This window comes from Bradyrhizobium sp. F1.13.3, assembly GCF_040548265.1.
Lineage (GTDB): Bacteria > Pseudomonadota > Alphaproteobacteria > Rhizobiales > Xanthobacteraceae > Bradyrhizobium.
Genome location: NZ_JBEPRI010000026.1, coordinates 46,354 through 68,112, shown reverse-complemented (window position 1 = coordinate 68,112; position 21,759 = coordinate 46,354). Strand labels below are relative to the sequence as shown.

Below are 21,759 nucleotides of genomic sequence, written 5' to 3'. Positions count from 1 at the left end.
GACCGTGCGCTACTTACGCAGACCTTCGATCATTTGTCGGTGAACCTGGCGGCAACGGTATAGCACCATCTCTTTCCAATCCGGCCTGTCAGGATAAAAATGCTGCTTCACCCGTTCTCGAATCTGAGCGCCGAAAGCTGTTTCGATCTCCGTCTGCCGGTAGGCGTAAAGCCAATGGTCGGCCCGCATCACCGGCCTGCCTGCTTCCGGAGGATACGTCCCGAATTCCAAGCAAACATATACGTGGCGGTCACCGAGAAGCCGCTGCCAGTAATCGTCCTGCGTACCGTTGAGCACGACAGCCGAGGAGGTACCGAGGTCGGGCGAGGTGACCGAAAGGCCAAATATATCGCGAGCACGGCGGTAGCCTGACATGCCGGATGCCTGTTCGCATTGGAGCTCACCGTAGCCATACGGTCCGAGGCCCGTATGGTAGTCAATGATGAGAACAAATTTCCGAGCTTCGATATCGTAGTCGGACACGATGCGTTCGAGCGTTTGCCGTGCGGTTGTTGGGCCAAAGCCGCCGAAGAACATTCCGGTTGGATGTCGGTACTGTCCGCTGCTGCGAGCTTTCCGGTAAGCAAGCTCGCCATGCTCTTTGCGGAATTTGTCGATTGCCTCTTCGGCCACTGCAAGAACCGGTCCGTCGATTTCTCTCGGCACAAGATAATCGGCAAGCAAATCGTAAGCGTCGTTACGAGGTAACGACCGTGTGAAATCAACAAAGTTTCGATTTAGGTCACAGCCTTCTTGCGTGACGCGGCGATCCCATGCAAATCCATAAGGATTCAGGGCATGGATCAGCAACATTGCTTCATCAGATTTGAGGCTCTCGTAACCACGCCTGGCCAGCCAATCAAGCTGTGCCGCGGATCCACAATATCCTTCTGCGCCATGTGTAGCTGATACCAGAATGCCGATCTTCGTAGCGCGTCGGTCACCGAACCAGGCAACATCAGTCGAGAGTTCTTCCTCACCAGGCCCTCGGGCGGGCGACTTGTAGACCGCTGCCTGCCCAGTCGTGCTCTTGGCGACATAGTCGCGAAATTTTTCACGAGCTTCGAAATAATTCGATGAAAAGCGCTCGTTCGCTGCCTCGACGACGGGATCATTCATGCGGCGTTCCAATCAAGCTATCAAACGGCAAAGCATGGCGCTCGCGAATTATCGCCGCACTGCTCCGATAACGAAAGACGCTAGGCGATGGACGCCATCGTCATTCGACAGAGGTTCGTGATATCGTACACGGGCAACTGCGCGACGCGACGGATCGCCGGCGCAACAATTGGGAACGCAGCGCACTCGAACAAGATGAGCGCGATTTCGGGATGCGCTGCGCGAAGGCGCGCGACGCAGGCAGCGACTTCCGTTTCCACGGCGGTAACATCCGTTGGCGGCGGCGGGCGCTTCAACTCGTCATGCCAGTACTTGCCGCCTTCGATCCCACCGATGACGATTCTCGCACGCTCGTCCGGATCGTCGATCCCGAGCAGTTCTTGACCGCAATGGGTCGAATCGTAGGTCAGGACAGCAATCTTGGCGCCACGAGGCAACTGGCGGAGCAACGTGGGTAGAAGGAGCAGGCTCGAAGTCAGCACGGGCACATTCACCGAGCTGGCTATGGCTGGCTGATGCCGGATGGAAAATCCGCAGGTGGAGCTGATTGCGACCGCGCCTCGATGGACCAATCGGCGGGCGGCTGCGATGAATGCCCGCTCAAGCGCCGGATCTCCGCGCACGACATTCTCCACCCAGGCGCCGGCGACAGTTTCGCCAATGGTCGGGAAACTGAACGTATCCGGGTTTAACATTGAGCCGAGTGGCGATTTCGGCGGCTGCGCGCCGGAAATCACTCCGCGTTCGAGCTGCAGGATTCCGAGAGCGCGTTGCGATGTCATAGTCCAAGGATAGCCTTCATTGGGCGCCGAATCTCTTCAAACTGAGTGCCAACTTGTCCGAATTTATGCGTCGAATGGAGGAGTTTTGAAGGCTGGATCGAGCGCTCCCGGAGTTTTCGTAATGCTTCTAGCCCAGCCCGCTTCAGTAGCGATGCCGTACCCTTCCTAGGAGGCGTTTGCGCCTACCCCGGTGGTGGGGAGGACAGAGCGCTGCGCGCCTACTCGCAAAGCAATACGTGGCCGTCAGGCCCAGTTCTCCGGCTAGTCTCAACGATTTACAATGTGAACAGGGATGTCGAGGTTGGCGCGGCCAGGAGCGTCAGCGGCCTCTTGCAACAGGTCGGAATTCACCTGCTCACGGCATTGTTCCTCTGACATCCCAAGCGCGCGGGAGCTGTCATTGCGCTTGTTCTATGCGGCGAGCCCATTTGCCGCATTTCTGCATGATCGGCTGCTTCCTTGCAGAAAAAGAATCGGCATTATGAATACAGTTGCTCAATTGTTCCAGACATTGCAGAGGTTGCAACAGATGAAATTCGATACGACCGGTGCGAACAAATCCATCGCGTTGCCTCGCGTAGGAAGCAAGGCCCTGTACTGGGTTGCGGTTGTCACTCCTTGCGACAGCACTGGTCGGTTCGACCCTGGGGCAATGCGCGCCATCCTGGGATGGCACAAGCAGGCCGGGGCCGACGGCGTTGTGGTGATGGGCACCACCGGTGAGTTTTCCTCTTTTTCGGTGCACGAGCGCAAGAAGGTAGCCGAGACTGTCCTGAACAACAAGAATGGGCTGAACGTCATTATCGGACCAGGAACGCCCAACATCGCGGAGACGATCGAGCTGGCCCGACACGCCGAGGCGAACGGCGCCGATGGCTTGCTTGTGATTCCTCCCTATTATTTTAGCCGGCCGCCAGTCGAAGGTCTTACGGCTTACTTTTCTATGCTTTTTGATGCGGTTCAGCTTCCGACTAGCCTGTATCATTACCCACAGACAAGCCAAGCGCCTGTCACCCGCCAGCTACTCAAGAACCTGCGGCATTATTCGCATCTCGTTGGTATCAAGGACTCAAGTGGCGACTCCATCGGGTACGCCGAGTTTGTCCAGGTATTCCCCGAGCTCAATATGTGCGCGGGCTCAATCAACAATATTGAAACGGGACTCGAGAACGGCATGGGCGCAATTCTGGGCGAAGGTAACGCTTTCAGCAAGAAATGCGCTGAGATCTTCGCCGCGTATCGCCAAAAGCGCGATTGGAGAACGGCGGTTGTTAAGCTGATCAAGGCACAGAAGGCAATCGATGATGCCGCGGGTGGCGCGAGTTACTCTGCGGCTCAAAAGTACATCCTCGGCCTTCAGATGGGGATGGCTGAGACCTATGTCCGTGCACCTTACGTCCAGCTCACCGCCGCGCAGAAATCCGCGCTGAAGGCCGCTTTCGACCGAATTGGAGTGACGGAAGAATAGACAGGCGTTCAGTGCGCAGATCGCGTACCTTTTGGTCTCTATCCAGTTGGCACAGGACTGGGGGCACGATTGTCCATGCGGGTTGAAGACGAATGCTTGCTGGGCGTTTCACAGTCGCGGCGGTTGACGACCTTGATCGACTTTGTGGGCCCGGCCTCGCGACTCGGGAGCCCGTACATTAGTACGGACTCGCGACATCGCCTGTCTCAACATAGACACTCTTCAATTGCGAGTAGTGCGAGAGCGCAGCAAGTGCGTTCTCCCGGCCGATGCCCGAGTGTTTATACCCCCCGAAGGGCAGTTCGATTGGGGTTCGATTGTAGGTGTTGATCCAGCACGTCCCGGCCTGCAATTTCGTGATCACTCGGTGTGCGCGCGACAGGTCGCGGGTGAATACGCCGGCGGCCAGTCCGAATTGTGTGTCATTGGCGCGGCGGACGACATCCTCTTCATACTCGAAAGAAAGTACGGTCATCACAGGCCCAAATATTTCCTCGCGCGCTATCCTCATATCGTCTGTGGCATCGGCGAACACCGTCGGCTCGACGAAAAGGCCGCAATCGAGCCCTTTCGGCCGAGGGATGCCACCGCCGCAGAGGAGGGTCGCACCTTCCGTCCTGCCGATCGCGATGTAGTCCAGCACTCGCTGGTGCTGCGCTTTGTTGATTACTGGGCCCATCTGCGTATCTGGATCAAGGGGATCGCCGATGCGAATTTTTTTTGCGCGCGCGGTGAGCTGTTCCAAGAACGGCTCCCGTATTGCCTCGTGTAGGAAAATGCGCGTGCCATTCGAGCACACCTGACCATTGGCATAGAAGTTCGCTGTCAACGCACCACGCACCGCGTTTTCCAGGTCGGCGTCATCGAATACGATCACCGGCGACTTGCCGCCGAGTTCCATGGTGATATGCTTCAATTTAGCCGCGGCCGCCGCCGAGACTTTGCGGCCGGTTGGCACCGAGCCAGTGACAGATACCTTGGCCACGGTTTCATGCGTTGCAAGAGTTTCGCCGACATCTCCGTAGCCTTGCACCACATTGAAAAGACCATCCGGCAGACCCGCCTCGGTCAAGATCTCCGCTAGCGCCAGCGCCGACAGCGGTGTGTTCTCTGACGGCTTGAACACCATAGCATTGCCCATGGCGAGCGCCGGGGCCGCCTTCATCGCAGCAATTTGAATCGGGAAGTTCCACGCGCCGATGCCGACGCATACCCCGAGCGGCTCGCGACGCGAGTAGCCGAACGAAGCGCCGAGGTCGACATAATCGCCATAAAACGACGCGATCGCGCCGCCAAAAAATTCCATTGCGTTTGCAGCGACAGCAGAATCGCCAAGAGTTTCCTGGATCACTCTGCCTGTATCGAGCGTTTCCAGACGGCCGAGTTGCGCGTGGCGTTCTCGCAGGATGTCGGCCGCACGGCGCAAGATGCGGCCGCGCTCCACTGGCTTCAACTTGGCCCATTCATATTGGGCCTCGCCGGCCGCCCGGACGGCCCGCTCCACAATATCCGGCGTAGCTGAATAGAGGTTTGCGATGACCTCGCCAGTCGCGGGGTAGATCACTTCGATGGACCTGCCTCGATCATCGTCCACATAGATCCCATTGATGTAGTGCGATGCCAGCGGTTGTGCCTTCATGACGTCCTGTTTCCTGTGATTGGCGCGTTCCGCAATGGTGGCGCCCCGCAATGTAGATCTGCCGGAGGAGTTAATATCCGGTCGCGGGCGTCCGTTCTCCTAAATGCCCTGCAACCGGCTCGAACACCTGGCTGACGAATAACAGCTCCTCATGCAGCCAGCGGGTCGAGCGTCACTCGCCAAGAGTTCGACATTCGCTCGGCCAATAATCTCGGCAGCCGGGGAATCGAAGTACCTCTTCGGTGTTCTTCCGAGGTTCCATCTCGTCCTCGCATCCGTTCGGACGCACTGCATGTCTCGTCTACGTCGTCGTTTGCGGGCAAAGTTCACATCGGTACGCCACGACGTGCGTGTCTCCGTCACAGCAAAGTCTGTGCACGTCGACCAATCCGTATGTCCGCCATCTTGGGAACATGCAATTCAGATCACCATGATCGCCCCCTGGCCGTCGAAAGCGGTCAGACGGGGCTGGGTTGAGCTTCACGCCATGATCGTATTGAGCTAATGAATTTCCGCCGAGCGCTTCAGCGCTGCTGTCAGCTTCTCGAGCGAAAAGTCGGCCGACCGGGCAATCTCCAGGATTGGCTGCTCCCGTCGTCCGCAAAGCTCGGCAGCCGCCGGCAACTTGTCGGCGATCTCGGTTGGGATCACGATTGCGCCATGGCGATCGGCGTGGATCAGATCGTCCGAACGAACGGTCATGCCGGCCACACGCACTTGCCCGCCAAAGCACTCGGCATGTACCCAGCCATGCGAGGGACCGATAGAGCCGGCCAGCGCTTGAAAACCGGGCGCCCACTGCGGCACGTCCCGGATGGAGCCGTCCGTGACGACTCCAAGGCAACCAAGCGCTTTGTGAACATTGCTGTTCACCTCCCCCCAGAACGCGCCATAACCGATGTCAGATCCGTCGATATCCTGGATAACCATGATGCGAGGCCCGAAGCCCGTGCCAACATACTCGTAGTATTCGATGAGGGCCTTGGATCGATAAGCTGGCGGTAAGCGGGACTGCATGACCGAGCGGATCGTCGCGGTTCGTGCGTAGCCCACGATTGGCGGCAGATCCGGAAAGGGACAGAGCATCTGCTTCCTCGTGTAGCCGATCAACCGCCGCTCCGGCGCCACGATCTCCATCGCGTTGCAAATGGTCGGGGTGTCGTAATGCGCGAGCGTTTGGAGCAGTGATGCAGGCAGTGGAGCGGTCAGAGGCTTATTCATTGGCTTGTCCTTCTGTGTTGGAAGTACGGTTGCTTCCCTCCTTTGATGCGCCCCTTGCGGAGGAAGAGGGTAACTGCACCTGAGGGTGCAGCGGCGGCTGATCTGAATTGTGTCCGTGGCGTTGGGGAGTGTTCCCAATCTTCTACGGGATATTCGGCCAGAGCTAATCCAACTGGCGAATGGCTTTCGGGATCGCTAGCTTTTAGGTGTCTACCTCAATGTTGGCGGTGACCAAGATGCTGTTGCGCCTGGCTCATGACGGCAGAATCTCGCTGATGCCGCTGACTTCCAGGTTCAAAAGTACGCCCCATGCCTCCTGCCCAGCCTTTTCGCAGAAGAGATTGGTTGCAAGCTTGCCAAGCATCTGCGCCGAGAGGCAGGAACGGATGCGTGTGAGTTCAAGAGTGTTGACGTCAAAGCAGCAGCTTCGACATGAAGGTTGTCCCTCAACGGACGTTTGCACTGGCAGCGAGTCTGCATCAAAACACCTTGCCGGGATTGAGCAGGTGGTCGGGGTCGAGTGCGGCCTTCAACGTGCGCATCAGCGAAATCTCGGCATCGGTCCTAGAATGACCGAGCCATTGCTTCTTCAGCGTACCAATGCCGTGTTCCGCGGAGACGCTGCCGCCCATCTCGCGCACCAGATCATAGATGATCGCGTCCATTTCGCTTTTCGGCTGGCGCTCGATTGGCCGACCATTGATCCAGGCGACCAAATGCAAATTACCATCGCCGATATGACCATAGTAGATGCTTTCGCAACCCGGGATGCCGTCTGCAAGGGCAGACTTGGACCGCGTGACGAATTCGTCTATGCGGTTGACCGCGAGGCCGATATCATAACCAACGCGCGGGCCCAGCACTCGGCTGAATTCGGCGCAGATGTCGCGCACCGCCCAGAATGCATGGGTCTGTGCCAACGACTGCGCAACTGCTGCGTCCGACAACAGCCCGCGTTGCATCAGATCTTCTAGCCAGTTCTGAAAGTGCGACGCGTCGATGCTCTCATCCGTGCCTTGTGCCTCCACCAGAACGTAGAGGCCGTGCCCCGGACCGACGGGAGGACGCACGCCACCGCGCGACGTTATGACATTCCAATAGTCCGGCCACATCACCTCGAAGGCTGAGAGCAGCGGACCTAGTCCGTTGCGCGCGGCCTCGAGAAGGGCGATCACGGCGGTATAGTCTTGCATCGCGCAGAGCGCCGCCATCGTCGAGCGCGGCTTGGGAAGCAGCTTTAGTACCACGCGCGTGATGATTCCGAGCGTGCCTTCTGAGCCGATGAAGAGATGTTTCAGATCGTACCCGGCATTGTTCTTTCGAAGCTTGTTGAGGCTGGTGATGATGGTGCCGTCGGGCAGCACGACTTCAAGACCGAGCACTAGCTCTCGGGTCATGCCATAGCGAATGACGCGATTGCCGCCGGCATTGGTAGAGAGATTGCCACCGATTGCACAGGAGCCACGCGAGCCAAGATCCAAAGGGAAGAGCAAGCCGGCATCATCGGCAGCCTTCTGGACCGTCTCGAGCGGCGTACCGGCTTTGACCGTCATGGTCGCTGAGGCACGATCAATCTCCTCGATTCCAACCATCCGCTCCAGTGAAATGGCAACCCAGCCGGCTTCAGGCGCCGCGCCGCGGCAATGACCGGTCAACCCGCCTTGAGGAACAAATGGCAGCCGCGCCTTACGGCAGGCGGCGATCGCTTCTGCCACGCCGGCAGCATCCAGCGGGCGAACCACGGCGAGCGGCGTCTGGGGCAGGCTCGCGCTCCAATCGTTGCAATTGCGAGCGGGAACCTCAGGCCCGATCAACACGGCTTGTGAACCGAGTTTGCGCCGCAGCGCATGGAGGGCCCACTCCGATTCGTCGCAGCGCGCTGTCGTGTCCATACATGGTCTCGGTGGAAGTTGGGTGGAGTGCCCCCTGGCATCCGATGTCCAGAAGGAGCTTATCTGTCGCGCGAAAGTTTACCGAAGGGTGGAGCCAAAGTTGTCTAATTTGGCAGCTCATCGTTACGCAATTCTGCGCTCGAATACGAAGCTACGCAGTTTTCACGCACCGAGTCACTGGCGTAGTTTACGATCGTACGAGATGCGGTCTGGAGCTTTGCATCGCGCCCAAATCAGAAATATGCTGTGGTAAGCGCAAGTCTGTTTCAGACAGTGTTGATCGGAACGCCCCTTGGCAATGCCCGATCACCCGTCCGGTCGCAAACCGATCGTCGCATGCTCCGTTGATCACAATTGATTCGGCTCTCCGCCGCGTAGATCCCGCTATCGTGCGGCTTAATATCGTTCAGCTCAACTGCGCGACGGATCGTCTCATCAGCTACTGCCAGACCGTTTTGTGGCCGCACCAGAGCGACGGGAACAAAGTGGGCGGCACGCATGCCGAGGAAGGCGCCTCCTGAGATGCGGGAAACAGTCCCACGGCGAGAAAAGCGTTCGAGCGCTCCTCGCGCATGTTGATCAATTGAGGCCGGCACGACTCTCTCTCGATCACGAGAAGCCTTCCAGCGCAACGCGGAATTCGGCCTCGGTCTTGGCCTTGACCTCGTCGAGCGAGACGCCGTCGGCGAGCTCGATCAGGGCCATGCCGCCGTCGCCGTGCTTGTCGATGGTGAACACCGCGAGATCGGTGACGATCATGTCGACGACGCGCTCGCCGGTCAGAGGCAGGTTGCATTGCTTCAGGAGTTTTGGGCCGTCCTTGGCCGAATGCTCCATCACCACGACGACGCGCTTGACGCCGGCGACGAGATCCATGGCGCCGCCCATGCCCTTGACCATCTTGCCGGGGATCATCCAATTGGCGAGATCGCCGTTCTGGGCGACCTGCATGGCGCCGAGGATCGACAGGTCCATGTGGCCGCCGCGAATCATGCCGAACGAATCCGCGCTGGAGAAATACGAGGTCGACGGCAGCTCGCTCACGGTCTGCTTGCCGGCGTTGATCAGATCCGCATCTTCTTCGCCCTCATAGGGGAACGGCCCCATGCCGAGCATGCCGTTCTCGCTCTGGAGGCTGACGTCGACGCCGTCCGGGATGTAGTTCGAGACCAGCGTCGGGATGCCGATGCCGAGATTGACGTAATAGCCGTCGCGCAATTCCTTTGCGGCGCGCGCGGCCGTCTGTTCACGGATCCAGGCCATGTGGTTCTCCTGATCTCAAGCTGCCGTGCGCGGGCGGGTGTTGCGGAATTCGATGCGCTTCTGGGCCGTTCCGACCTCGACGATGCGCTTCACGAAAATGCCGGGCGTATGGATGTGGTCAGGATTGAGTTCACCGGCCGGAACCAGATGCTCGACCTCGGCCACGGTGACCTTGGCGGCGGTCGCCATCATCGGGTTGAAGTTGCGCGCGGTCTTGCGGTAGATGAGGTTGCCGGCGGTATCGCCCTTCCAGGCGTGCACGATGGCGAGGTCGGCGAACAGGCCGCGCTCCATCAGATATTTCTCGCCGTTGAATTCCTTCACTTCCTTGCCTTCGGCGATCAATGTGCCGACACCCGTCTTGGTGTAGAAGGCGGGGATCCCGGCGCCGCCGGCGCGGATGCGCTCGGCCAGCGTGCCCTGCGGATTGAATTCGAGCTCCAGCTCACCGGCGAGGAATTGCTGGGCGAACAGCATGTTCTCGCCGACATAGGACGAGATCATCTTCTTGATCTGGCGGCTTTCCAGCAGACGGCTAAGGCCGATGCCGTCGACGCCGGCATTGTTGGAGACCACGGTCAGGCCCTTCACGCCGGAATCGCGGATCGCGTCCGACAGCGTCTCGGCGATGCCGCAGAGGCCGAAGCCGCCCGACATGATCATCATGCCGTCCTTGAGAACGCCCTCGAGCGCCGATCTCGCATCGGGATAGACCTTGTTCATCGTCCTCCACCTCATCTATGGCGAGTTAACAATCACATCTAACGTGTAGATGCGCGCAACCAGTAGGGATCACCTTCGCGGCAAGCGGGCGATAACATTCCATCGCTAGAACTGAAGCGCGCGCGGAGTCGGATTCCGGTCATGAAAGACTAGGCTCCGAGAGATTCAGCATCTCCATCGAAAATATGGGGTTCGTCCTCGGCCGAGCGCTTTGTGAACGGTGCAAAGACAAGTTTCCAGAGGCTCTCGTTGGAGGATTCGCGTAGTTGTAGACTACGATGTGCCAGGCCGCGGTCCCATTGGTGAGGACCGACGCTTAACCGGGCTGCTGCTGATTCAGCAAGGGGCGTGTGCCTAATGAAATGCTGGGATCGGAGAGGCGCAGCTAAAGTTAGCACCGCGTCTCGCAAGTGATTGGTCGTAGGACTGCGCGTCAACGCGCGAGCTGACGCCTTAACGACGAAAATCGACGCCCCGCCGCTCGACTGTGCGGACCAGCCCCTCCCATTCCAGCAGCCCGTAGTTACGCGTGTTACGGATCGTCTTCATACGGTGTGCGGCTCTGGCAATGACGGCATCATCCATCAACACCGGCGGCTCGTCCAGCTGGCGAGCGATCAGCTCAAGTTCACACGCGCGCTCAAGCATATAGAGGCGCTGCAGCGCGCCATGAATTGTCGGACCGTGCGTGAGCAAGCCATGGTTGAGGAGCACGACACAACTGCCAGCGGCGCAGGACTTGCCGAGCGCTTCGCATTCATCGTCGCTCGACGGAATTCCGTAGTGGTGGTAGACAACGTCGTCGATAACTTCCATGACATCCTGGCTGATCGGGCGAAGCCCCTTCGCCATCAGGGACACCCCGGCGCCGGCGCGGGTATGGGTGTGCATCACGCAATTGGCGTCCTGACGGGCGTTATAGACGCTGCTATGGATGGCAAAGCCGGCCCGATTGAACTTTCCTCGCTCGCCGACATAATAATCTTGGTCGAACTTCCCAGGCTCGCCGACCATGTCGCCGTCCAGTCTAATCTTAATCAGACTCGATGCGGTGATCTCCTCGAACATTTCGCCGTATCGGTTGATCAGAAACGTACCCGGATCATCCGGCACCCGTGCGCTCATGTGGGTATTAATTGTGTCGGTCCATCCCAGATAGTTGACGACGTGATAGAGCGCCGCGAGGTCGCAGCGCGTCTGCCACTCGGCTTCGGATATGGGTGTCTTGTTCACGTTCAAAGCCGGCGTCATGAGCTCAATTCCGTGTTGGCGCGCGCGCTCCGACAGTTGGACTGTCGCTAGATCAACTGTCACGTTGGCGTCGCGGTAGGATTTAGCCGATCACCGATCATTTAAAGACGCCTAATGCGCAAAGGCTGCAAAAAAATGCCTCCTAAAGGAGAAATTCGGCAACTATCCGGATTTGGTGACTTGATGGCTCGTTGCGCGAGCGCGCTTGAGACGAAGAAACTGCTAGGATCAACTCGGCTGCGCGTCACCCGCCCGGGGAGCTCAGTCATTCATCAATAGCTGCTTTGAAGCGGGCTACCGGTTGTCGAGGTCTTTGAAAACTCTTTGATTGTATCGGAGTTGATTTCGATTCCGAGACCGGGTCCGCTGGGAATCTGGACCCATCCGCTTTCGTGCTCCAAAGGGTGAGTTAGGATCGCTTGCCGGAAGGCGTGTTCGGTCCTGTCGAATTCAAGAAGGGGTTCACAGGGATTAATGCGCGGCGGATTGTCTGGGAGAACAGCCAAAAGTTGCAGCGCCGCTGCCAGACCGATTCCTGTTCCCCAAACATGTGGCACGTAACGAACGCCAAAGGCTGTCGCCATATCCGCGATCTTTTTGCATTCCGACAAGCCACCCGCCGCGCAGGTGTCCGGCTGTAGAATGTCGATGGACCTGCTCGTCAGGGCGTTCAGGAAGCCCCAGCGGGTATACTCACACTCACCCCCGGCGATCGGAATCGGTTGCGCCATCTTGACCTCGCGATAGCTCGCAAGGTCCTCCGGCACAACCGGCTCCTCGAACCATTCTATGTTCTGGTCCGCGATCTGGCGCCCTAGGGCGATCGCTTCGATCGTGTCATAGCCGTGATTGGCATCGATCATCAGCTTCCGGGAAGGACCGATCGCTTGCCGAACGGCCTTTACGAGCTCCGCATCTTCTCTGACATCGCGACCAACCTTGATCTTGATGCCGGAAAAGCCCTGAGCCGCGTACTCCTTGACCTCCCGGATGGTATAGTCGAACGGGTCTCCATGATCCAAGCGGAAGCCACCGCTCGCATATGCTTGCACGCGGGTGCGCAGCGGTCCTCCCATCAGGCGGTAGATAGGGACTCCCTGCGCTTTTCCCCGGATGTCCCAAAGCGCGATGTCGACCCCGCTCAATGCCGCAATGATAATTCCTTTCTGGCCCCTGTCCCTGAACTGATTATAGATGGTCTGCCAGATCGCCTCAGTCGCGCATGGATCGGCGCCAAGGAGATACGTGCCAAATGCGCGCACGGTTGCGGCATTGATTCCGGCGGGACCCAAGCACTCACCCCAACCGATCAGGCCATTGTCAGTCTCTATCTCGACCAAACAGGCTGATCGGGTGGCGCTCGTGCCAAATGAGTGTCCCAGCGATTGGCTGAGCGGCGCTTCTAAAACGTGAGTTCTGACGTCAATGATTTTCATTTCCGTGATCCGCAAATGCAAGTCGCACATTCCGACCTGCGCAGGCTTACCAGCACCGCCACCGCAAGTTCTACGGCGAACCGCTCATGTTCTGGAGTTTGCGTCCATCGTTTCATTGATGGCGCACATTTCACTGAAAAGAGAGCTGCTCCGCCAAGGCCAGAATATTCGCGGCATGCCAGTCATTTTCTGAGCGCGGCGAAACGTCCTTGGGCCGCAAGGCGCCGAACTCTAGGGGACGTTCGATGTAAGCGGTCTGCAGCCCACAAGCGCGGGCGCCCGCGAGGTCCTCGTGATGCGCCGCCACCAGCATCACCTCTCCAGGCTCGACGTCGAAGACGCGAGCTACACCGAGATAGGTGGCGGGATCGGGCTTGTAGGCTCGGAACACCTCAGCGGAAAGTATACAATCCCAAGGCAGTCCCGCGCGCTTAGCCATGTTTGTGAGCAGCCCGACATTGCCGTTGGATAGCGTGCAGATGGTGAAGCGCGATTTCAGCCGCATTAGTCCTGCGACCGAATCGGGCCAAGGATCGAGGCGGTGCCATACACGATTCAGATGCTTCTTTTGGCTCCCGGTCAGATTCACGATACCAAACCGCACGAGTATTTCGTCCAGAATCATCCGGTGCAGGTCATCAAGCAGTGTCCAGCCGAGCTCCCCTGACATGACGCGTTGCATGGCAGGCCCATACTCGGCGCGCCAGGCCAGAGCGAACTCGTCACCGCTTACGCCCAGGTCCATCGCATCGATTTCGCGGACGAGGCTTGTGTGCCAGTCGACGACGGTGCCAAACACGTCAAAAGCCAGAACTTGAGGAAGTGGTGTCATCGTAGCCCACCGGAGAACTGCATCGGTTGATGCATGAAAGACCGCCGCAGTCGAACGTCTATCAAGTAGAGCACCGGATCGTCCTTCTCTCGAAACTATCTCAGAGCATCATCGAAATGGGCTTGGCCCTGAAGAGTGTCGCATCGATACAAGACATTCTTCACGTCCGGCTAGTCAACCGTTCTTGGCTGCGGGCGCTCAGTGCCAACCTCGTATCGACGATGGGATCGGATCGAGTGGAATGCGGTAGACTTCAGCGTTCTCAGCGGTGGTGACCCGAACGGAGCAACCTGTCGTTTTCAGCTCCGGGCGCACAACGCACAGTTCAGCGGCCAGCTGCGCGGCGCGATCATAGGCGAGCTCGAGATCTTCGAGGATGAGACCACCTTGCGTCTCGTACTGTTCCCCAATCACAAGGTCGAAAGAGTAGTAAGGCATTTGGGAGTCTCCATCGCATCCGACGCGACCCGGTCATGCAGGTCACTGAGCCCCGCAAACGCCCGACGGCGTCTAATCAATCGCTGAGTGCGAAGCCATCCCGATTGGTTTCCTTCGCATCAGGCCGAACAACTCTCAGCGTTACTTATCTGCGAGTATTAGCGAGGCAGATGAGCGGAAATCCGCAAAAGTCGCGTCGGCAAGCGAAGAAATGCTGCGCCCGATGGGGGTGAATAGGTCGATCTCATGCGCCCAATCGTCAATTGTGCGCGATCAGCCGATCCGCCTGAGAAGAGATCTATTCGAAGCAATCCGTGTGTGAACGGACCGTTGATCGGCGACATGTATTCGGTCTCAAGTGTGAATAACCCCTCTATCTGGTGGACGTGCGCTACTCCAGTTGCTCGATCGTTCAACAAGTGTGATAGCCCGACGTATCTACCCCCCATCCCGCGGCCTTGATCGCCGCAACACGCGCCGATTTCTATTGCGGGGAAGACCGGGCTTGCTCGAGAACATCGCGAATTGCTGGTAACTCACAGCACCTTGCCCGGGTTCATGATACCGAGCGGGTCAAGCGTCGCCTTGATCTGTCGCATCACCTCGATGGCGATCTTGTCCTTTACAAGAGGTAGTTCGCGGCGCTTGAGCACACCGATCCCGTGTTCAGCGGAGATCGATCCGCTGAGGTCGCGCACGATTTCGAACACCAGTTCGTTGACATCACGCCAGCGCGCCAGGAAGTCTGCGCGGCTAACGCCGATCGGCTGGCTCACATTGTAATGAATGTTGCCGTCCCCGAGATGCCCGAACGGCACCGGGCGCGCGCCAGGAATGAGCTTGCCCACCGCGATATCGGCCCGCGCGATGAACTCTGGCACAGCCGCGACAGGCACCGAGATGTCGTGTTTGATCGACCCGCCTTCCGGCTTCTGCGCTGCCGATATTTCGTCTCGCAGCTTCCAAAATGCGAGCCGCTGGCTTAAATTGGCGGCGATTGCGGCATCATCGACGATTTTGTCCTCAAACGCTTGCGTAAGAATCGCCTCCAGGCTTGTCTGTGCTTCATCGCGAGGCGAGGACAATTCCATCAGCACATACCACGGGTGCTTGCCGGCAAGCGGATCGCGGACGCCGATAGCGTGACGGATTGTGAATTCGACCGCGATCTGCGACAGCAGCTCGAAGCCCGTGAGCAAGCCGGCCGCCTCGCTCCGCGACAGCGCCAACAGCTTGAGCGCCTGCGCCGGCGATGTAAGGCCAACGAACGCCGTCTCGATTTCGCGCGGTTCGGCAAACAACCGTAATGTTGCTGCAGTGATGATGCCGAGCGTACCCTCCGAGCCGATGAAAATGTTACGCAGGTCGTAACCGGTGTTGTCCTTCTTCAACTTCGACAAGAGGTTCAGAACCCGACCATCGGCGAGCACGACCTCCAACCCCAGCGCCAAATCGCGGGCAACGCCATAGGCGAGCGCGGTAGTTCCACCCGCATTCGTCGATAGATTGCCACCGATGGTGCAACTGCCTTCAGCGCCTAGCGAGAGCGGGAAGAGACGATCGACCCCCGCTGCATGCTGCTGCGCGATCTGGAGCACCACGCCTGCTTCGCAGGTCATCGTATTGGAAGCGGTGTCGACCTCGCGAACTTTATTGAGGCGCCGCAGTGAGACGACCACTTCGCCGTGATGTGGTGTCTGGCCGCCGACCAGCCCTGTATTACCGCCCTGCGGCACGAGCGCGACTTTATGTTCAGTGGCAAGCCTACAAATCGCCGAGACTTCCGCGGTGGAGGCTGGTCGCAGAACAAGTGGCGACCGACCATGGAATAGGCCGCGCTCTTCGGAGAGATAAGGCGCAACGTCGCCGTGATCAATCAGCGCATGTTTGTCGCCAACAATCGTCTTGAACTTCGCAAGTAGCTCCGGTGGAAGCTGCTGTCCTTCTGACCGTCCTATACTCATTCTTCTGTCCCGGTCATTTCCGCCGAGCTCCTGCGGGGCTCCGCCCGTCAACGATAGTCTCGCTCAGATTCTTCGCTGGAATGAGCAATAATCTCGTGGCTTGCGGGCCCCATCCCTCGTGCACGCAAAGATGTCCCAAACGGCGGCGCGTCTTGCAAGCGACATGTCCGGGCATTCGATCGCTCGCTGGAAGTGCTGGGCCGATCGCCGACTGGAGAACCAGAGTCGCGTGCCGTGGGCGTTGATTGGATGTTCGCGTGCAATGAGGGGGCGGCATGCATGCCTCGGCCTACCGCCCTGCACCTGTTTCCGACGTCACTTATATCGTTAGATCGGGCACAAGACCCCATTGGACTCGCAGCAGTATCGCCGAGCCCGGGCAATCAGCCCGCGCTGATCATCCGCTCCCCTGCCAAACTCAATATCCGCGTTTCAGATCGACCAAATTGTTCAGTGTTTGCCCCTTGAGAAACCTTCCGATATTCTCTCCGAATATCGAGAAGACCCGCTCTGTATAGTTTGTTGGACTTCCGGCCACGTGGGGTGTCGCAATTACGTTGGGCATTCCCCACAACGGGCTGTCTTGCGGCAGTGGCTCTCGCTCAAACACGTCAAGCATCGCTCCCGCGATTGCGCCTGCCATCAATGTGTTGATGAGTTCGGCTTCAGCGATGACATTGCCGCGAGCGATGTTGATCAAATACGAGTCGCGCCGCATGAGCGACAACTCAGCTGCGCCAAACAGGCCCACTGTTTCGGAGGTTGCGGGCAGCGCGAGGACCACGAAGTCGCAGAGGGGGAGCAAGGCGTGAAGCGCATCGGAGGCGAACAGCTTATCAACGCCTTCGACGGGAGCAGATACGTCGCGCTTGGAGCCGAGGACCCGCATTCCTGTGCTCTTCGCGCGGCGGGCGATGGTTGCACCGATCGAGCCGAGGCCGACAACGCCGAGCGTCTTGTCGGCCAATGGAGCAACGTAGCGCGGGTTCCACTTTCGCTCCGCCTGCTCGCGATCAAACCTGCGAAAATTCCAGTGCAGCATTGTCGCCCCAGCCATCACATAGTCTGCGATGACATCACCATGGATTCCCCGTGCATTGGTTACAGTGATGTGAGCGGCCCTGTCCCGGATCGCGAGAATTGAGTCGACCCCGGCAAGAGTTGATTGAAACCACCGTAGCTTCTTCGCCTGATCGAATAGTTCGACGGGGAAGCGGCTCGCAAGTAGCACGTCCGCTTCCCCGATGTGCCGTCCGAGGCGCTCGGGATCAGGCGCTGCAATTGTTCGGACTTGCGGGAAACGCTCGGCAATGAGTCGCGCATAAGCGTCAGCTGCCGTGTGGTGGAGAACAATTGTCAAGTCGTTGCTTTCAGCGGCCATGTTTATCTCCGTCGGTCTAAATAAGTGGCGAGTGGCGTCGTCGTAGGCCGATACGGCTTGACTAAGCGTTTGAGAAATTTTGCCGGGTTATTGTGTCAGGATGGTTGCATCGTTGGCCGCCCAAGAGGCGACGCAGGCATCGCCGATGCCCGGCATGCAGTCGGCCGAGATGTTGAGCACCTTGGAAGTCAGCTGCAGGCCTGAATCGCTGCGAAATTCCAGGATCGTCGCATCTCCAACGAACATCATGTCGGTGACGCGTCCTCGGACCCCGCCGGAATTCGGACTGATGGCCCGCTCGAGGCGCAAATGTTCTGGCCTTACGCAAAGCGTCGCATCCCCGTCCACGGCAGGACAGTGCGCCGCCGGCAACCGCTCGCCTGCTGGACCCTGTACAACACCGGATGTGAACTTGACGGGAATAAGGTTGACCTCGCCGACGAAGCCCGCGACGAACAAATCGGCTGGCCTGCGATAAATGTCCTGCGGTGCGGAGACCTGCCTAATCCGGCCCTCATGCATTACGGCGACCCGATCGGACATGGCGAGCGCCTCATCCTGATCGTGCGTGACATAAATCATTGTCTTGCCGACCTGCTTATGCAGGGTCTTGATCTCGTTCCTAAGATGGTGGCGCAGCTTCTTGTCTAACGCACCCAGCGGCTCGTCGAGAAGGAGAACGGGCGGATCGAAGGCCAGGGCCCGGGCGATTGCCACTCTCTGCTGCTGACCACCGGACATCTGGTGTGGATAGCGCGAGGCCAAGCTATCGAGATGCACCTGCTCGAGGACGCGACGGACGCGCAATTCGAGCTCCGCCTTTCCCACGCGCCTCATACGAAGTGGATAGGCAACGTTCTCGGCAACGGTCATGTGCGGGAACAAAGCATAGTTCTGGAAAATCACGCCGAGCTCGCGACGGTGCGCCGGCAGGCGCGTGATCTCCTTGTCGTCCAGCAGCACCTGACCGCTGTCCGGCATCTCAAACCCCGCGATCATCATCAGGGTTGTTGTCTTTCCCGATCCGCTGGGCCCCAACAGCGAGATGAACTCCCCGGGTGAGATAGAGAGACTGACATCGTCGACCGCCACTGCGCCGGCATAGCGCTTTCGCAGGTTATGCAGCGCAATTCCGCCGGTCTTCACGTCCGTGCCGCTTGCCCTGGCTTTCATCAACATTGCAGCTCCCTAGAACGAATTGATCTTTGCTTCTCTTTGACCTGGGCTCAGGTCCGGGCCGTCCGGTTTTTCTTTTGTTGGCCTACCAGAGTGCCCGCCACGATGACGAGCGCCGCGAACGCCATCTGCAGCGTCGCCACGGCCGCAATGGTGGGATTAATGTCCTGGTTGATCCCGTCCCACATGCGCATCGGTAGGGTCGTTATCCTTCCGATCCCGAGAAACAGCACGTAGACGACATCGTCGAACGAGGTCAGGAAAGCGAAGAAGGCGGCGACGATCAGGGCCGGCATAACCAGCGGGGCGACGATGGTTCGGAAGGTGGCCAGAGGATTGGCCCCCAGGCTGCGGGCGGCCCGCTCGTATGTCGGGTTAAGATCGCGCAGATTAGCGACTACGATCACTACTACGAACGGAATGGCCTGAACGGTATGGCCAAGCGCCAATCCAAATTCGGTACCCTGAAGACCCACCTGCACCAACAGGAAATAGGTCGCGACCGCCACGACGATGGTCGGCATGATAATAGGTGAGAGCACAAGCGCGACCATTGCTCCGCGACCACGGATATTGCCGCGCGACAACCCGAAGGCAAGCATGCCCCCGAGCAAGGTAGCCAAACCGGTCGTCATCACGGCTACGCGCACGCTGGCAAACGTTGCACGTATCCACAATGAATTGGAAAAATAGCCGTAGTAGTTGCGCAGCGAGTATCCCGGCACGGGGAAGACGAAGTAGGGAGAAGAGCTGAACGACAGATACGCAACGACCAGGACCGGCAGCAAGAGAAGCATTCCCAGTAAGCCGGCCAGGATCGGAATACCCCGGCCGCCAAACGAAGGCAGCCAACGATCAATCGTGTTGGCGGCGGAGCCTACGCGCATAAATAATTGCGTGCCGAGCTGTCGCCGCACCGGCCTGCCCGCTCCGGCCTGTTGATCCGAGAATCCCAGAAGCTGCTCGATGGGGAAGAACCGCGAGCCGATCCACAGCATGAATAGGACGACTGCCAGCAGGACCATGGCCAGTGCGGAACCAAAATTCCAATTAAGCTGGTCTACGATCTGGGAGCTGATCGCCATCGTAATGGTGAGATCGGATACGCCGCCGAGCAAGGCTGGCGTGATGTAGAAGCCTAGACAATAAATAAAGGCGAGCAGCACCCCGGCGACGACACCCGGCAGGCTGAGTGGCAGGAAGACGGTAAGAAAAGCGGCGATCGGGCTCGCCCCGTTGGCCCTTGCCGCACGCAGCAGCTTCTGGTCGATGCCCGACATCACCGTATACATCGGCAGGATCATCAGGGGCATGATGATGTGGGTCATGCCTACGATGACGCCGAAGCGGTTGTAGAGCAAGGCGACCGGTTGGGAGACCCAGCCGAGTTCGAGCAGGAATCCGTTAACGACCCCGTTGCGGCCGAGAAGTAGGATCCAGGCGAAGGTCCGCGCCAGCGCGCTGCTGAAGTACGGCAGCACGACCGCGACGAGCAGGAGCGTGCGCAGTATCGCCCCCCTGGTTGCCAGGGCGTAGGCGATGGGATAGCTGAGGATGAAGGCGAGCGCGGTCACCGAAACGCTGATCTGCACGGTGGTGCGGAACACGGACAGGTAGGCCGGGGTCTCAGCGATACGCAGGAAGTTTGCCAAGGTCCAGTTTGGCATGCCAAAAGCAAGCAATGACAGCCCAACGAGGGGGACCACGAAAAGCGTCAGGAGATAGATGCTTCCGGGCAGCAGCAGCCAGGCCCACGGGGTGGGCCGGGCCGCGGGAGGTGGCAAGGACGAGCGCCCCTCGAGTGTGATTGAGCTCATTGTGTCCGCCATGCCAGCCACCGCTCCTGAACATGATCTGCATTGGTCTTGCCGTCCGCACGCTTGGCCGCAAGCCAGCTAGAGTCCTCAAGAACATACTTGGTGGCATTTTGCGGGTTGATGCTGACAAGCGGGTTCAGCTCCGCCGGCAAATATTTGAGCTGGTTGGTATTCGGGCCGGGATAGCCGGTCCCTTGCGTAAATCCCGCAGCGATCTGGGCGCGGTTTACGAACGCGATCAGCTTTTGCGCGTTTTTGCTGTTCGGGCCGCCTTTGAGAACCGTCCAGTAGTTCTGATTCATATAGGCGCCCTCCCACACAATGCGAACGGGGCCGCCCTGCTGGATGGCGGCGATGGCACGGCCATCGTAGCAGCTCGCCATCGCGTATTCGCGATTGATGAGCTTCTGTGCGGGCTCCCCTCCTGCCGTCCACCACTTCGCCACCTGTGGCTTGATCTGGTCGAGCTTCTTCAGCGCTCGGTCGATCTTGTCGTCTGTCAGCGGCCAGATGTCGTCGTGAGCGAGGCCATCTGCGATCAGCGCAAACAAGATGCTCCGCTTGCCGAGAGGAGCATCGAGCCCCCGCGGCCCCGGGAATGTCTTGACATCCCAAAAGTCCGCCCAGTTCTTCGGACCATCCTTTGGGAACGAGCGCTGATCATAAGCGAGCAGGGTCGCGGTTTGCAGACCAACGACCATATCGTCGTGCCGGGCCGTTTTGGGCGTACCCTGCAGCGACTCCTCGTCCCACAGACTGTAATCAATCGGCAGAAACATGCCGACCTCGTGCATCGCCGGATAGTTGTAAGCCTGGATGAAGGCGGTGTCCCAATCGACCCGTCCGGCCTGGCTCATGGCCCGCACCTGCGGCTCGGAAAAATCCGCGATCACGTCCACAACAGAGATCCCCGTCGCCTTCGTGAACGGCTCATAGACCTGCTTGCGAATACCTTCGGTGAACGACCCGCCATAGCTGAACACGACGACCTCGCCGCTGCCGGCGAGCTTCTCCTGTGCAAAGGCCGCCGTCGCCTTGGCCACGAACGGTACGCTCAACAAGGCCGCCGCCGATTGAAGAACCGAGCGTCGGCTCACCGCTCGTGGACACTCCTCAGAAGCTCGTTTTGTCATGACACCCTCCGGCCAATAGATAAACAAGATCGATCTTAGTGCGCGTCGCCATAGATCAATTAAAAGCTCCCCAAGCTCCGAAATTACGCAAAAATCGGGAGGATCTCGATGAAATACTGCAGCAGCTTAGAAAAGAAGTGTGTTTTTCGCCATCCGCTGGGCTCGCCGGTCCGTAGACACCGCCTTCCGCTGTCCAATCGCCCTCTCGGATTTGTCTGGTCAGC

17 protein-coding genes are annotated in these 21,759 nt (G+C 58.9%); 1 reads left to right on the top strand and 16 read right to left on the bottom strand.

The window, feature by feature from the left end:
• Positions 1-9: 9 nt before the first annotated feature.
• Positions 10-1,119 carry a DUF2817 domain-containing protein gene (locus ABIB66_RS39875; RefSeq protein WP_354259014.1) on the bottom strand — a complete coding sequence of 370 codons (1,110 nt, stop codon included), beginning with the start codon at positions 1,117-1,119 and terminating at the stop codon, positions 10-12.
• Positions 1,120-1,199: 80 nt separating this feature from the next.
• A complete protein-coding gene (locus ABIB66_RS39870; protein ID WP_354259010.1) occupies positions 1,200-1,901 on the bottom strand; it encodes an aspartate/glutamate racemase family protein in 702 nt (233 codons plus the stop codon).
• A 400-nt stretch (positions 1,902-2,301) separates the two neighbouring features.
• Between ABIB66_RS39870 and ABIB66_RS39865 the strand changes: the two genes are divergently transcribed.
• Positions 2,302-3,369 carry a dihydrodipicolinate synthase family protein gene (locus ABIB66_RS39865; protein ID WP_354259007.1) on the top strand — a complete coding sequence of 356 codons (1,068 nt, stop codon included), beginning with the start codon at positions 2,302-2,304 and terminating at the stop codon, positions 3,367-3,369.
• 178 nt (positions 3,370-3,547) lie between these two features.
• Here ABIB66_RS39865 and betB read toward each other — a convergent pair whose 3' ends face one another.
• From betB to ABIB66_RS39795, 14 genes are all read right to left on the bottom strand, one after another.
• The gene (betB, locus tag ABIB66_RS39860) at positions 3,548-5,008 is read right to left on the bottom strand and encodes a betaine-aldehyde dehydrogenase (protein ID WP_354259004.1); all 1,461 of its coding nucleotides are present in this window, start codon (positions 5,006-5,008) and stop codon (positions 3,548-3,550) included.
• Between the two features lie 501 nt (positions 5,009-5,509).
• A complete protein-coding gene (locus ABIB66_RS39855; protein ID WP_354259001.1) occupies positions 5,510-6,229 on the bottom strand; it encodes an RraA family protein in 720 nt (239 codons plus the stop codon).
• 479 nt (positions 6,230-6,708) lie between these two features.
• On the bottom strand, positions 6,709-8,121 hold the full coding sequence (locus tag ABIB66_RS39850) for an FAD-binding oxidoreductase (protein ID WP_354258998.1): 1,413 nt from the start codon (positions 8,119-8,121) through the stop codon (positions 6,709-6,711).
• Between the two features lie 609 nt (positions 8,122-8,730).
• Positions 8,731-9,384 (bottom strand): 3-oxoacid CoA-transferase subunit B, encoded by a 654-nt coding sequence (locus ABIB66_RS39845; protein WP_354258995.1) that lies wholly within the window; start codon positions 9,382-9,384, stop codon positions 8,731-8,733.
• Between the two features lie 15 nt (positions 9,385-9,399).
• The gene (locus ABIB66_RS39840; protein ID WP_354258992.1) at positions 9,400-10,107 is read right to left on the bottom strand and encodes a CoA transferase subunit A; all 708 of its coding nucleotides are present in this window, start codon (positions 10,105-10,107) and stop codon (positions 9,400-9,402) included.
• Between the two features lie 453 nt (positions 10,108-10,560).
• Entirely contained in the window at positions 10,561-11,358 is a 798-nt protein-coding gene (locus ABIB66_RS39835; protein ID WP_354258989.1) for a class II aldolase/adducin family protein, read from the bottom strand.
• 272 nt (positions 11,359-11,630) lie between these two features.
• Positions 11,631-12,794: a mandelate racemase/muconate lactonizing enzyme family protein gene (locus ABIB66_RS39830; RefSeq protein ID WP_354258987.1), complete on the bottom strand. Its 1,164-nt coding sequence runs from the start codon at positions 12,792-12,794 to the stop codon at positions 11,631-11,633.
• A gap of 130 nt (positions 12,795-12,924) precedes the next feature.
• A complete protein-coding gene (locus tag ABIB66_RS39825) occupies positions 12,925-13,626 on the bottom strand; it encodes a haloacid dehalogenase type II (protein ID WP_354258984.1) in 702 nt (233 codons plus the stop codon).
• A gap of 198 nt (positions 13,627-13,824) precedes the next feature.
• Positions 13,825-14,064, bottom strand: a complete 240-nt coding sequence (locus tag ABIB66_RS39820) for a DUF6894 family protein (RefSeq protein ID WP_354258981.1) — start codon at positions 14,062-14,064, stop codon at positions 13,825-13,827.
• Positions 14,065-14,600: 536 nt separating this feature from the next.
• Positions 14,601-16,028, bottom strand: a complete 1,428-nt coding sequence (locus ABIB66_RS39815; RefSeq protein ID WP_354258978.1) for an FAD-binding oxidoreductase — start codon at positions 16,026-16,028, stop codon at positions 14,601-14,603.
• Between the two features lie 418 nt (positions 16,029-16,446).
• Positions 16,447-17,409 (bottom strand): D-2-hydroxyacid dehydrogenase, encoded by a 963-nt coding sequence (locus ABIB66_RS39810; RefSeq protein ID WP_354258975.1) that lies wholly within the window; start codon positions 17,407-17,409, stop codon positions 16,447-16,449.
• Positions 17,410-17,496: 87 nt separating this feature from the next.
• A complete protein-coding gene (locus tag ABIB66_RS39805; RefSeq protein ID WP_354258971.1) occupies positions 17,497-18,588 on the bottom strand; it encodes an ABC transporter ATP-binding protein in 1,092 nt (363 codons plus the stop codon).
• Between the two features lie 47 nt (positions 18,589-18,635).
• Positions 18,636-20,402: an ABC transporter permease subunit gene (locus ABIB66_RS39800; RefSeq protein WP_354258968.1), complete on the bottom strand. Its 1,767-nt coding sequence runs from the start codon at positions 20,400-20,402 to the stop codon at positions 18,636-18,638.
• Positions 20,399-21,535 (bottom strand): ABC transporter substrate-binding protein, encoded by a 1,137-nt coding sequence (locus ABIB66_RS39795; RefSeq protein WP_354258965.1) that lies wholly within the window; start codon positions 21,533-21,535, stop codon positions 20,399-20,401. Before ABIB66_RS39795 ends, ABIB66_RS39800 begins: the two co-directional genes overlap by 4 nt.
• Positions 21,536-21,759 lie beyond the last annotated feature (224 nt).